The 12,611-nt window shown below is 62.9% G+C and carries 11 protein-coding genes; 6 read left to right on the top strand and 5 right to left on the bottom strand.

The window, feature by feature from the left end; all coding sequences use genetic code 11:
• Positions 1-280: 280 nt before the first annotated feature.
• The 3 genes from V3C40_RS08130 to V3C40_RS08120 are packed head-to-tail and all read right to left on the bottom strand — an operon-like array spanning position 281 to position 2,961.
• Positions 281-1,450: a vWA domain-containing protein gene (locus V3C40_RS08130; protein WP_331777117.1), complete on the bottom strand. Its 1,170-nt coding sequence runs from the start codon at positions 1,448-1,450 to the stop codon at positions 281-283.
• Positions 1,444-2,082, bottom strand: a complete 639-nt coding sequence (locus V3C40_RS08125) for a GNAT family N-acetyltransferase (RefSeq protein ID WP_034746520.1) — start codon at positions 2,080-2,082, stop codon at positions 1,444-1,446. The genes V3C40_RS08130 and V3C40_RS08125 overlap by 7 nt, the downstream gene beginning before the upstream one ends.
• Positions 2,083-2,091: 9 nt before the next feature.
• On the bottom strand, positions 2,092-2,961 hold the full coding sequence (locus tag V3C40_RS08120) for an AAA family ATPase (protein ID WP_034746522.1): 870 nt from the start codon (positions 2,959-2,961) through the stop codon (positions 2,092-2,094).
• A gap of 233 nt (positions 2,962-3,194) precedes the next feature.
• On the opposite strand from V3C40_RS08120, the gene V3C40_RS08115 reads away from it, so the two are divergent.
• Positions 3,195-3,524, top strand: a complete 330-nt coding sequence (locus V3C40_RS08115) for a c-type cytochrome (RefSeq protein WP_034746524.1) — start codon at positions 3,195-3,197, stop codon at positions 3,522-3,524.
• Positions 3,525-3,535: 11 nt separating this feature from the next.
• Entirely contained in the window at positions 3,536-3,877 is a 342-nt protein-coding gene (locus V3C40_RS08110) for a c-type cytochrome (protein ID WP_034746527.1), read from the top strand.
• A gap of 14 nt (positions 3,878-3,891) precedes the next feature.
• On the opposite strand, the gene norR is transcribed toward V3C40_RS08110, so the two are convergent.
• Positions 3,892-5,448 (bottom strand): nitric oxide reductase transcriptional regulator NorR, encoded by a 1,557-nt coding sequence (gene norR / locus V3C40_RS08105; protein ID WP_331777116.1) that lies wholly within the window; start codon positions 5,446-5,448, stop codon positions 3,892-3,894.
• A gap of 150 nt (positions 5,449-5,598) precedes the next feature.
• Here norR and nirK point away from each other — a divergent pair, with 150 nt between their 5' ends.
• The 3 genes from nirK to V3C40_RS08090 are packed head-to-tail and all read left to right on the top strand — an operon-like array spanning position 5,599 to position 10,081.
• Complete coding sequence (nirK, locus tag V3C40_RS08100) at positions 5,599-7,083, top strand: copper-containing nitrite reductase (RefSeq protein ID WP_331777115.1); 1,485 nt, start codon at positions 5,599-5,601, stop codon at positions 7,081-7,083.
• Between the two features lie 26 nt (positions 7,084-7,109).
• Positions 7,110-7,787 (top strand): iron-sulfur cluster repair protein YtfE, encoded by a 678-nt coding sequence (ytfE, locus tag V3C40_RS08095; protein WP_034746535.1) that lies wholly within the window; start codon positions 7,110-7,112, stop codon positions 7,785-7,787.
• Between the two features lie 14 nt (positions 7,788-7,801).
• Positions 7,802-10,081 (top strand): nitric-oxide reductase large subunit, encoded by a 2,280-nt coding sequence (locus tag V3C40_RS08090; RefSeq protein WP_331777114.1) that lies wholly within the window; start codon positions 7,802-7,804, stop codon positions 10,079-10,081.
• Here the strand turns inward: V3C40_RS08090 and V3C40_RS08085 are convergent.
• Positions 10,078-10,500, bottom strand: a complete 423-nt coding sequence (locus V3C40_RS08085) for a DUF1841 family protein (protein WP_034746547.1) — start codon at positions 10,498-10,500, stop codon at positions 10,078-10,080. The genes V3C40_RS08090 and V3C40_RS08085 overlap by 4 nt on opposite strands.
• A gap of 442 nt (positions 10,501-10,942) precedes the next feature.
• Here V3C40_RS08085 and mqo point away from each other — a divergent pair, with 442 nt between their 5' ends.
• Positions 10,943-12,541 (top strand): malate dehydrogenase (quinone), encoded by a 1,599-nt coding sequence (gene mqo / locus V3C40_RS08080; RefSeq protein ID WP_070301183.1) that lies wholly within the window; start codon positions 10,943-10,945, stop codon positions 12,539-12,541.
• The last annotated feature ends 70 nt before the right edge of the window (positions 12,542-12,611 follow it).

Genomic DNA, 12,611 nt, shown 5'->3' with positions numbered 1-12,611 from the left:
CGGCAGCACGGGGGCTGGCGCGGCAATGTCGTGGTGCAGCGATGGTGCATTGTTTGCGCAGAGCGATGCGCCGATTCTACCGGAGCAGAAGGCGCGCACGATGTGCGCAATCGAACAGTGTCGCGGCCATGGCGGCCGCGCACAGGATGCAGCAGGGTAGGGCAGGACTGGTACCAGCGTATGGTACCCGCCCGCGGCGGAGATGCTCCGCACGGTAGTGCCGTGTCGCAGTGTACGGCATGGCGGCCCCCTGCCGCCATGGACTTTTTGTTAGGCGCTTTTATTTACTGAGCAGGCGCATGCCCCGCTCCAGCCCGTCGATCGACAGGGGGAACATGCGGTCGTTCATCAACTGCCGCATCACGCCGATCGACTGGCGGTACTGCCACAAGCCCTCGGACTCTGGATTGAACCAGATGAATTTCGGGAACGCCTGGGTAAAGCGCGCCAGCCACGTCGACCCCGCTTCCTCGTTGTTGTATTCGACGCTGCCGCCCGGCTGCAGGATTTCATAGGGACTCATGGTGGCGTCGCCGACGAAGATCAGCTTGGTGTCGGGCGGGTATTTGCGCAGCACGTCCCAGGTGGGAAAACGCTCGGCGTTGCGGCGCCGGTTGTTCTTCCACAAATAGTCGTAGACGCAGTTATGGAAGTAAAAGAACTCCATGTTCTTGAATTCCGTCTTCGCCGCCGAGAACAGTTCCTCGGTGCGCTCGATATGGTCGTCCATGCTGCCGCCCACATCCAACAGCATCAGCACCTTGATGCGGTTCTTGCGCTCGGGCCGCATCCTGATGTCGAGGTAGCCCGCGTTGTTCGCCGTGGCGGCGATGGTGGCGTCCAGCGCCAGTTCGTCTTCCGCGCCTTCGCGCGCGAACTTGCGCAGGCGGCGCAGCGCCACCTTGATGTTGCGCGTGCCCAGTTCGCGCTCGCCGTCGTAATCCTTGTAGCTGCGCGCTTCCCATACCTTGACGGCCGTGCGGTTGCCGCCCTTGCCGCCGATGCGGATGCCTTCCGGGTTCGTGCCGCCATTGCCGAACGGCGAGGTGCCACCCGTGCCTATCCACTTGCTGCCGCCCTCGTGGCGCTCCTTCTGTTCCTTCAGCAGCTCATTGAGACGGTCCATCAGCTTGTCGTAGCCGAATTTTTCCAGCTGCGCCTTCTGTTCCTTGGACAGCTCGCGCTGCATGCGCTTGAGCAGCCAGTCGAGCGGTATCGCCGCGTTCGTGTCGAAGGCCGCGTTGACGCCCTTGAAATACTGGGCAAACGCGCGGTCGAACTTGTCGAAATGGGCTTCATCCTTGACCAGGGTCAGGCGCGACAGATAGTAAAAATCGTCCATCGAGGCGCCGATGACGTTCTTTTGCAGCGCATCGAGCAAGGTCAGAAATTCCTTGATCGAGACGGGAATCTTCGCGTCCTTGAGCGTGAAGAAGAAATCGATCAGCATGGCGACCGCTCTCCCGCACGGGGCAGTGCGGCGATGGGGCGCTGCGCCAGCTTGTAGCGCAGATGGGCGGCAATCTCGGGCCACTCGCCGCGCGTGATGCTGTACATGACGGTGTCGCGCACGGTGCCGTCGCGGCGCAGCGCATGGTGGCGCAGCACGCCATCCTTTTTCGCGCCCAGGCGTTCGATGGCCGCCTGCGAGGCGTGGTTGAAATTATCGGTGCGCAGGCCCACCAGCGCGCAGCCGAGCGTGTCGAAGGCGTGCGCCAGCAGCAGCAATTTGCAGGTGGTGTTGACGTGGCTGCGCTGGCAGCGCTTCGCATACCAGGTGTAGCCGATTTCCAGGCGCCCGATGGCCGGCACCACGTCGTGGTAGCTGGTGGTGCCGAGCACCTCGCCGCTGGCCGCGTCGACGACGGCAAAGGCGAAGCGCGTGGGGCGCATCTCGATGCCCTTGAAAATGTACTGGTCCACCTGGTCCGGTTCGGGCACGGAGGTGACGCGCAGATTCCACAGTTCGCCATCCATGGCCGCCGCGCGCAGGCCGGCCGCATGGTGCGGCGCCAGCGCTTCGAGGCGGATGCCGTGCAGTTCCAGGGGGACGAAGACCTTGTCGGGGCTGATGTCGTTCACCGGCGCTCCTTAGCGGTTGGTGCGCGACATGAACATCAGGCGCTCGAACAGGTGCACGTCTTGCTCGTTTTTCAGCAGCGCCCCGTGCAGCGGCGGCACGACGGCCTTGTTGTCCTTGCTGCGCAAGGCTTCGGCTGGGATGTCCTCGGCCAGCAGGAGTTTCAGCCAGTCGAGGAATTCCGACGTCGACGGTTTTTTCTTCAGGCCCGGCACGTCGCGCACTTCATAGAAGGTTTGCAGCGCCTGTGCCAGCAATTCCTGTTTCAGGTGCGGGTAGTGGACGGCGACGATCTGCTCCATCGTGTCCTTGTCCGGGAATTTGATGTAGTGGAAGAAGCAGCGGCGCAAAAAGGCGTCCGGCAATTCCTTCTCGTTGTTCGAGGTGATGATGACGAGCGGGCGGTGGCGCGCCGTGACCATTTCGCGCGTCTCGTACACGTAGAATTCCATGCGGTCCAGTTCGCGCAGCAGGTCGTTCGGGAATTCGATGTCGGCCTTGTCGATTTCATCGATCAAGAGCACCACCGGTTCGGGCGCCGTGAAGGCCTGCCACAGCACGCCCTTGACGATGTAGTTCTGGATGTCGCGCACGCGCTCGTCGCCGAGCTGCGAATCGCGCAGGCGCGAGACGGCGTCGTATTCGTACAGGCCCTGCTGCGCCTTGGTGGTCGATTTGATATGCCATTGCATCAGCGGCATGTTCAGCGCGGCGGCCACTTCCTCGGCCAGCATGGTCTTGCCCGTGCCCGGTTCTCCCTTGATCAGCAGCGGGCGTTGCAGGGTCAGCGCCGCATTCACGGCCAGTTTCAGGTCGGCGGTGGCGACATAGCTGTCGGAACCTTCGAAGCGTTGGCCTTGCTGGGTGTGCTGTGCTTGCATGAGCGGTCTGCCAAAGTGGGGAAATGGTGAGTATAAACAGAACTGTGGCCCAGCGTCACGCGGACGGCCTGTGCCTGCGTGCCTACAATGCGGGTTTTATAGGTGGACTTGCAAGAATATCTTGGCTAGAATCGGCAAGCAGCAGATTAATTGGCAACCTTAATTGTCAACACATAAAATCAAAAAAAACCAGCTCTGGCGTTTCTCCGATTACCTTTGTTCACATTGCCACTATGAAAAAAATATTTGCACTTCTCGTGCTTGCCGGCATAGCAAATGCCGTCACAGCGGCTGACATTGTAGGAAACGCCAAGGCAGCCCCTGCCAAGGTGGAAATGTGTATCGGCTGCCACGGCATTCCCGGTTACAAGGCAACCTTCCCTGAAGTATTCCAGGTGCCGATGATCGGCGGCCAGCCGGCAAAATATATCGAGAATGCGCTGCAAGCCTACAAGAAGGGCGACCGCAAGCACCCCAGCATGAAGGGCATCGCCAGCAGCCTGTCGGACCAGGATATCGCCGATGTCGCCGCGTATTATGCGCAACAAGCCAAGACGAACTGAGGACCAGCCCGATGAAAAAACTACTCGCCGCCCTCGTTTGCGCCACCGTCTCGTTTTCCGCCAGCGCCGCCGGCAATATCAATACGGGCAAGGCCCTGGCCGAAAAATACAGCTGCGCCACCTGCCACGGCAAGGATTACAGTTCGCCCATCGACCCGTCGTACCCGAAACTGGCGGGCCAGCACAAGGATTACCTGGAACATGCGTTGACCGCGTATAAACGGGGCGACAAGGCCAACGGCCGCAACAACGCCATCATGACGGGCCAGGTAAAACCGCTGAGCAACCAGGACATCAAGGACCTGGCCGCCTACCTGCACAGCTTGCCGAGCAGCCTGGTCACTCACCGCTGAGCGGTAACGCCGGCTCAGGCCTTCAAGCCGACGCGGCGCGCCAGCTTGTGCAAGTTACTGGCATCGAGTCCCAACTGCCGCGCCGCAGCGGCCCAGTTATCCTGATGCAGGACCAGCGCTTGCCGGATGGCCTGGCGCTGGCTCGCTTCGACGATCTGATGCATCGATAGCAGCGGCGCCGCCGGCGTGCCGCACGCGGCTGGCGCCAGCGGCAGCGCGTCCGTGCCGGCCGGCGCTTCCAGCGCATCGAGGTCGAGCATATCCGTTTCCAGGGTCACGATGTCCTTGCGGTCCGCGCCGCGTATCACGGCTTTCAGCGCGGCCCGGCTGATCACATGTTCCAGTTCGCGCACATTGCCCGGCCAGCGGTAATGGCACAAGGCGTTTTCCGCCGCGGCGGACAGGCGCAGGCTGCGCAAGCCCAGGCGCGCGCGGTTCAGTTCCAAGAATCCGCCGGCCAGCAGCAGCACGTCATTGCCCCGCTCGCGCAGCGGCGGAATCGGCACGGGATACACGGATAAACGATGATACAGATCGGCGCGGAACGAGCCGTCGCGCACATGTTCGCGCAAGCTTCGGTTGGTGGCGGCGATCACGCGCACGTTGACCCGGCGCGGCCGGTCCGCGCCCAGGCGCTGGATTTCCCCATTTTGCAAGGTGCGCAGCAGCTTGGCCTGTATCGACAATGGCAATTCGCCCACTTCATCGAGAAACAGGGTGCCCCCTTCGGCCGCCTCGAAACGCCCGGGCCGGTCGCTGACGGCGCCGGAAAACGCACCGCGCACATGGCCGAACAATTCGCTTTCTGCTAAGGATTCCGGCAAAGCCGCGCAATTGACGTGGATCAAAGGCTTGCCCGCGCGGCGCGACAGCCGGTGCAGGCGGTGCGCGCACAATTCCTTGCCCACGCCCGTCTCTCCCAGCAGCAGCACGGGCAGTTCGGAATCGGCGACCACCTGCAATTCGTGCAGCAAGTGCGTGATGGCGCTGCTCTGGCCCACGAAATCGTGTTCCTCGCGCGGCACTTGGGCATCGGCCAGCATGGCGCCGCCCGACAGGCGCAGGGCGCGGATTTCCGTTTCCAGGCGCGTCACGCGCACGGCCGCCTCGATGGCGCAGGCCAGTTCGCCCAGGTCGCGCTGCGCCTGCGTATCGAAGGTGCCCACCTGCAGCGCGTCGAGCGTGATCACGCCCCAGCGTTCGCCTTCCAGGTCCAGCGCCATGCCCATGCAGTCGTGCACGGGCAGCGGCTCGCCGGCCCGCTCGGCGATCAGGCCATCGTAGGGATCGGGCAGCGAGCTGTCGTGATGGAAGCACAGCACGCCGCGCCGCTGCAGGATGGCGGCCAGGCGCGGATGGTCGGCGACGGCGAAGCGGCGTCCCAGCGCGTCGTTGGCCAGGCCGGCCATCGCCACGGGGCGCAAATGCTCGCCATCGATTTTCAGCAAGGCCACGGCCTCGCAGCCGAAGTGGGCGCGCAGGCTGCCGACGAGGCGCTGCAGGCGCACGGCCACGGGCAGGTCGGCGACCAGGTCGGTGAGTAACAGCAGGTGGATGGCAGTGGTGGTCATAAGTACCATGCAGGGTACAACGGACCACGTCGAAAGAGGGTCAAACCGACCCTGCATTTTTCAAATCGTTGATTTAAAACAAGTTTTTCCTGGCACACGGATTGCCTAGGTAAGGGTGCCGAACCGGCATACAAGACCAAGGAAAGCTTGATGAAAACGACTCCCTCCCTCCGCGCCATCGCCGCCGCCGTCTGCGTACTGGCCATGCCCCTGTCCGTGCAAGCCCAGGTGAGCCTCCCTGCCAGCGCCGCCGCCACCGCCGCCAAACCGGCCGTCGCCGCGGTCAAGCGCTATGAACTGCAAACCAATATCGTCGACGGCAAGATGGTGTTCATCGACGCCAAGGGCCAGGTCAACCCCGTGCTGGCGGCCAAGGTGGACGACACGGTGGAACTGGTGCTGAAAAGCGGCGAAGGCGCCGAGCACGATCTGCTGATCCCGGAACTGAATGTGGCCTCGGCCAAGTTCAGCGCCAACAGCGGCAGCACCACCGTACGCTTCAAGGTCACGCGCGCCGGCACGTTCACCTATTACTGCTCGATCCCCGGCCACCGCCAGATCGGCATGGAAGGCAAGCTGGAAGTGAGCGGTACCTCGCTGGCCGAAGCCGGCGCGCCGAAGGCTGCTGGCACCGGCAGCGCTGCCAGCGAATCGAGCCAGGCCGCGGCGCTGGCCCTGTACACGCCCGCGCCATCGCCGATGCGCGGCCCCGATCCCTCGGCCGTCAACGTGGCGGCCAACCCCGCCTCCGTGCCGACCGCCATCGGCGCGCGTGCGCCGCAAACCCTGAAATACAGGATGGAGACGGTGGAATTGCCGGGCAAGCTCGATGACGGCACCAGTTTTACCTACTGGACCTTCAACCGCCAGGTGCCCGGCCCCATGCTGCGCGCGAAGGTGGGTGACACGGTGGAACTGACCCTGTTCAACGCCAAGGACAGCAAGATGATCCACTCGATCGACTTGCATGCCGTGACGGGTGGCCATGGCGGCGGACAGCACACGCAGGTGGCGCCTGGCCAGGAAAAAACCGTCACCTTCAAGGCGCTCAATCCCGGCCTGTTCGTGTACCACTGCGCCACGCCGCTGGTGCCGCAGCATATCGCGGCCGGCATGTACGGCATGATCCTGGTCGAACCGGAAGGCGGCTTGTCAAAAGTCGACCGCGAGTATTACGTGATGCAGGGCGAGATGTACACGGGCCGTCCGCACGGCGCACCCGTGCACCAGGAAGCGAACCTGGAAAAAATGGCCAATGAGCTGCCCGACTACTACGTCTTCAACGGCGAAGTGGGCGCCCTGAGCAAAACGCACAAACTGCAGGCGAAAGTCGGCGAGACGGTGCGCATCTATTTCGGCGTCGGCGGTCCGAACAAGATTTCATCGTTCCACATCATCGGCGAGATCTTCGACAAGGTGTACAGCGAAGGCTCGATCAGCAGCCCGAAACACGACGTGCAAACCACCCTGGTGGCACCGGGCGGCGCGACCATCGTCGAACTCAAGGTACAGCATCCTGGCAGCTATCTGCTGGTCGACCATGCGCTGTCGCGCGCAGGCAAGGGCGCCGTGGGCGTGCTGGAAGTGACTGGCGAACCCGTGCCCGGCGTCTATCACGCTGGCGCCCATCAATAAACCCCATTCATCCTCAAGGAACCATTATGGAAATGATCGACCAATCCCTGGGCCAGCTGGCCCGCCGCATCCCTGGCGCCACGCGCCTGTTCGATGCCCACCGCCTGGATTTCTGCTGCGGCGGCAACAAGACCCTGCGCGCGGCGGCCGAAGCGGCCGGCGTGGACACGGCGCCCATCGTCAAGGAACTGCAAGTGCTGGCAGGACGGACTGACGCCAGCGGCGAGCGTGACTGGCAGGAAGCTTCGGCCACCGAGCTGGTGGAACACATCCTGTCGCGCTACCACGCCGTGCACCGCGAGCAGCTGCCCGAGCTGATACGCCTGGCGCGCAAGGTCGAGCAGGTGCATGGCGACCGCGCCGACTGTCCGCACGGGCTGGCGGAACACCTGTCGGCCATGGCGCAGGAACTGGAAAGCCATATGCGCAAGGAAGAAGACGTGCTGTTCCCCATGATAGTGCGTGGCCAGGGCCCCCGGGCCGGCGCGCCCATCAACGTGATGCGCATGGAGCATGACGACCATGGCGTGGCCTTGCGCGCGATGGAGGAAATGACGAACGACATCACCGCGCCGGCCGGCGCCTGCACCACCTGGCGCGCGCTGTACACGGGCTTGCGCACCTTCCGCGAAGACCTAATGGCGCACATCCATACTGAAAACAATATCCTGTTCGAGCGCTTTGCGCCGGCCGTGGTGCACTGACAAAGGAAAGACCCATGGGTCCCTACAAAAAACTCTGGTTCACCCTGATCGGTGTGCTGATCGTGACGTTTTCGCTGCTCGGCTACTACGGCGCCGAAGTGTACCGGCAGGCGCCGCCCATCCCCGCGCAAGTGCTGGCGCAGGATGGCCGGCAACTGTTCGACCGCGAGGGCATCCTCGATGGCCAGACGGCCTGGCAATCGGTCGGCGGCATGCAGCTGGGCTCCATCTGGGGCCACGGCGCCTACCAGGCGCCCGACTGGACGGCCGACTGGCTGCACCGCGAACTGACGGCCTGGCTGGAACTGGCCGCGCAAGAGCAGCATGGCAAGGCCTACGCGGCGCTCGACGGCCCCGCGCAGGCGGCGCTGCGCGAAGCGCTCAAGCTTGAATACCGCGGCAACCGCACCGATGATGCGCAAGTGCTGCGCCTGTCGCCGCGCCGCGTGCGAGCGATCGCCAACACGGCGCATTATTACGACCAGCTGTTCTCCGACGCGCCGGCGCTGCAAAAAAGCCGCGAGCATTTCGCCATGAAGGAAAACACCCTGCCCAGCGCCGAGCGGCGCGCGCAGATGACGCAGTTCTTCTTCTGGACGGCGTGGGCTGCCGCGACGGAACGTCCTGGCCAGAAAGTGACCTATACGAACAACTGGCCGCATGAACCGCTGATCGGCAACCAGCCCAGCGGCGAAAACCTCGTCTGGTCGGTTGCCAGCGTGGTGGTGCTGCTGGCCGGCGTGGGCTTCCTCGTCTGGGGCTGGGCCTTCTTGCGCGACCATGACGAAGCGCTGCCGGCGGCCGGTCCGCGCGACCCGCTCACCACGTTCGCGCTGACGCCTTCGCAGCGGGGACTGGGAAAATATCTGTTCCTCGTGGTGGCGCTGTTCATCTTCCAGGTCTTCATCGGCGGCTTCACGGCGCACTACACGGTGGAAGGGCAGCAGTTCTATGGCATTGACGTGTCGCGCTGGTTCCCGTATGCGCTCACGCGCACCTGGCATATCCAGGCCGCGCTGTTCTGGATCGCCACCGGCTTCCTGGCCGCCGGCCTGTTCCTCGCGCCCCTGATCAATGGCGGCAAGGATCCCAAGTGGCAGCGCCTCGGTGTCGACGTGCTGTTCTGGGCCCTCGTCGCCGTGGTGGTCGGCTCCTTCATCGGCAATTACCTGGCCATCGCGCAAGTGATGCCGCCCGAGTGGAATTTCTGGCTCGGCCACCAGGGTTATGAGTATGTTGACCTGGGACGCTTGTGGCAGATCGGTAAATACATCGGCATCCTGCTGTGGCTCGTGCTGATGCTGCGCGGCGTCGTGCCGGCCCTGCGCAAGCCGGGCGGCGACAAGAATTTGCTAGCGCTCTTGACCGCATCCGTGGGCGCCATCGGCCTGTTCTACGGCGCCGGCCTGTTCTACGGCGAACGCACGCACTTGTCCGTGATGGAGTACTGGCGCTGGTGGGTGGTGCATCTGTGGGTGGAAGGTTTCTTTGAAGTGTTCGCCACGACGGCGCTGGCCTTCATCTTCTCGACCCTGGGCCTGGTGTCGGTGCGCATGGCCACGGCGGCCAGCCTGGCCTCTGCCTCGCTGTTCATGCTGGGCGGGATACCCGGCACTTTCCACCACCTGTACTTCGCCGGCACCACCACGCCCGTGATGGCCATCGGCGCGAGCTTCAGCGCGCTGGAAGTGGTGCCGCTGATCGTGCTGGGGCATGAAGCGTGGGAAAACTGGCGCCTGAAGGAGCGCGCGCCATGGATGGAAAACCTGCGCTGGCCCATGATGTGCTTTGTCGCCGTCGCCTTCTGGAATATGCTGGGCGCCGGTGTGCTGGGCTTCATGATCAATCCGCCCGTGGCCTTGTACTACATCCAGGGCTTGAACACGACCCCCGTGCATGCGCATGCGGCGCTGTTCGGCGTGTATGGCTTCCTGGCGCTGGGCTTTACCTTGCTGGTGCTGCGCTATCTGCGTCCCGGCTACCGCTTCAGTCCTGCCTTGATGAAGACGGCGTTCTGGGGCTTGAATGTGGGCCTGGTGCTGATGATCTTTACCAGCTTGCTGCCGATAGGCATTATCCAGTTCCACGCCAGCGTGACGGAAGGCCTGTGGTATGCGCGCAGCGAGGAATTCATGCAGCAGCCGCTGTTGCAGAACCTGCGCTGGATACGCACCTTTGGCGACGTGGTCTTCATCGGCGGCGCCATCGCCATGGCGCTGCAGGTGGTGCTGGGCTTGATGGACAAGGCGCCGAAAGCTCCTGTACTGCAGCCGCAGGCGGTGCAGCCCGGTTAACGGCGTCGCACGCAGTCGATATATGCCTCTGTATCCGGCGGCAAGCCCGAGCGCTGCGAAGCCCAGATCATCTGGCCCAGGCATTCCATCACTTCGTGCTGGGCCGCATGGGCCGAATCGAGGCGCTGGGTCAGCTGCTGGACGGCCGGGCGAATGCCGCGCGGCTGGTCCACCTGCACCTGCTCCGTGATCGACAGATGCATGGACAGGTGCAGGAAGGGGTTGGCCTGGCCCCCTTCGACGGAGTAGTCGCGTGCCAGCGCCGCTTCGACGTCGGAGAGCTCGTTTTCATACTCGGGGTGTTCAAGTATCCAGTCGAGCGCGATGGCTTCCATCGGCGTGAGGATTTCATGGGCGCGGTGCTTGCGCAAGGTGTCGCAAAAGAAGCGGCGCACGTCGTCGGAAGAAGGGTTGAACATGGCTGAATGGCTATGGCTAAAGGGCAGCCAGCATTGTACCGCGTACGTCAACGAAGGGCATCGAGGATGCCCTTTTTGCCGTCTGGCGCCCGCTTTCATGACCCGATAGTCACCGAAATTTAATACCCTGCAGTAAGTATTATCCACTACCGCCATGGCCCGGCGGCGCCAAATAACGGTGATAAAATCGCCGCTCTTGATATTTGCTCTGGACACGATGACGATTTTGTTGTCACTCCGTGCTTCCATTGCCCGCACCTTTGCCACCAGATCTTGCTCCTGGTTTATCCCGGAGCGCGGCAGCATGCCTATCACCATCGACATTGAGCTGTCCGGCCGCCCTGGCGTTCCGGCTGGCGGGCTGTTTGCATTCCATACAGCGATGGTGCCGCCACGGTGGCGCGCAAGAATCATCCTTCAGTATTCATAAACGGAGTTACGTATGCGTAAATCGCTATTACTTTTGATGTCGTGCCTGATCCTGGCGGCATGTAACAAGACCCCTCCGGCCTCGTCCGAAAAACCGGTCGACGTGCTGCTGATCGGCGCCGGCACCATGAGCGCCACCCTGGGCAGCATGCTCAAGGAACTCGATCCGTCGCTGACGATGGAAATGGTCGAGCGCCTCGATTCGGTGGCCGCCGAAAGCTCGGACGCGATGAACAACGCCGGCACGGGCCACTCGGCATTCGCCGAATTGAACTACACGCCGGAAGCGGCCGATGGCAGCATCGAGACCAAGAAAGCCGTTGCCATCAACGAGCAATTCGAAATCTCCAAGCAATTCTGGGCCTATCAGGTGGCCAACAAGCACCTGGGCGCGCCGCAAACCTTCATCAACAATGTGCCGCACATGGCCTTTGTCTGGGGCGACGACAATATTTCCTTTTTGAAGAAGCGCTATGCCGCGCTGCAAAAGGAAAACCTGTTCAAGGGCATGCTGTTCTCGGAAGACCAGGCGCAGATCGAGCAGTGGGCGCCGCTCGTCATGCAAGGCCGTGACAAGGGCCAGAAAGTGGCCGCGACGCGCATGGAAATCGGTACCGACGTCAATTTCGGCAACCTCACGCGCGGTCTCGTGAAATACCTGACGGACAGCCACGGCATGGTCCTGCACCTGCGCCACCAGGTGGAAGACATCCAGCGCGGCGCCGATGGCGTGTGGAACGTGACGGTGAAAGACTTGAACGCAGGCAAGGAAAAGACCATGCGCGCCAAGTTCGTCTTCATCGGCGCCGGCGGCGGTTCGCTGCCGCTGCTGGAAAAATCGGGCATTCCTGAAGCCAAGGGCTACGGCGGCGTGCCGGTCGGCGGCCAATGGCTGGTGACGACCAATCCTGAACTGGTGGCGGCGCATGCGGCCAAGGTCTATGGCAAGGCCTCCGTCGGTTCGCCGCCGATGTCCGTGCCGCATCTGGACACGCGCATCATCGATGGCAAGAAAGCCCTGCTGTTTGGCCCGTTTGCCACCTTCTCGACCAAGTTCCTGAAAAACGGTTCGTGGATCGACTTGCCTGCCTCGATCGGCACGGGCAACGTGAAACCGATGCTGCAAGCCGGCTACGACAATATTCCGCTGACGAAATACCTGGTCGAGCAGGTCATGAACACGCCGGAAGACCGTTTGAAGACCCTGCGCGAATACCTGCCGAACGCCAAGATGGAAGACTGGACCCTGCAAAACGCCGGCCAGCGCGTGCAGATCGTCAAGGATGACCCTGTCAAAGGCGGCTTGCTGCAGTTCGGCACGGAAGTCGTCGGCGCCGCCGATGGCAGCATCGTTGCCCTGCTGGGCGCCTCGCCAGGCGCCTCGACCGCGCCGCCGATCATGATCAAGGTGCTGCAAACGGCATTCAAGAGCCGCCTGGCCACGCCGGAATGGCAAGCGAAGATGGTGGAAATGGTGCCGTCGTACGGTCAAAAGCTGAACAACGACCCGGCCCTGGCCAACAAGATCCGCCACTACAGCAGCAATATCCTGGGCCTCAAAGCCATCACCCTGGATGTTCCCGCCGCTGCGCCAGTTACTGCAGCAAACTAAGCCAGCCTGACCGGCAGGGGAGTTTCCTGCCGGCATGAAAAAAGGGGCAGCCTGTTCAGGCTGCCCCTTT

It is taken from the genome of Janthinobacterium sp. LS2A, assembly GCF_036543145.1.
In the GTDB taxonomy this organism is placed as follows: Bacteria; Pseudomonadota; Gammaproteobacteria; order Burkholderiales; family Burkholderiaceae_D; genus Janthinobacterium; species Janthinobacterium aestuarii.
Note: the sequence above shows the minus strand (reverse complement) of the source record. Positions and strands in the feature narration are given on the sequence as shown.

Excerpts from the sequence above, each read along its gene's own strand:
- V3C40_RS08085 (WP_034746547.1), bottom strand. The coding sequence starts at position 10,500 with ATGTTCAACCCTTCTTCCGACGACGTGCGCCGCTTCTTTTGCGACACC.
- mqo (WP_070301183.1), top strand. The coding sequence starts at position 10,943 with ATGCGTAAATCGCTATTACTTTTGATGTCGTGCCTGATCCTGGCGGCA.
- ytfE (WP_034746535.1), top strand. The coding sequence starts at position 7,110 with ATGGAAATGATCGACCAATCCCTGGGCCAGCTGGCCCGCCGCATCCCT.
- V3C40_RS08090 (WP_331777114.1), top strand. The coding sequence starts at position 7,802 with ATGGGTCCCTACAAAAAACTCTGGTTCACCCTGATCGGTGTGCTGATC.
- V3C40_RS08120 (WP_034746522.1), bottom strand. The coding sequence starts at position 2,961 with ATGCAAGCACAGCACACCCAGCAAGGCCAACGCTTCGAAGGTTCCGAC.
- V3C40_RS08115 (WP_034746524.1), top strand. The coding sequence starts at position 3,195 with ATGAAAAAAATATTTGCACTTCTCGTGCTTGCCGGCATAGCAAATGCC.
- V3C40_RS08110 (WP_034746527.1), top strand. The coding sequence starts at position 3,536 with ATGAAAAAACTACTCGCCGCCCTCGTTTGCGCCACCGTCTCGTTTTCC.
- norR (WP_331777116.1), bottom strand. The coding sequence starts at position 5,448 with ATGACCACCACTGCCATCCACCTGCTGTTACTCACCGACCTGGTCGCC.
- V3C40_RS08130 (WP_331777117.1), bottom strand. The coding sequence starts at position 1,450 with ATGCTGATCGATTTCTTCTTCACGCTCAAGGACGCGAAGATTCCCGTC.
- nirK (WP_331777115.1), top strand. The coding sequence starts at position 5,599 with ATGAAAACGACTCCCTCCCTCCGCGCCATCGCCGCCGCCGTCTGCGTA.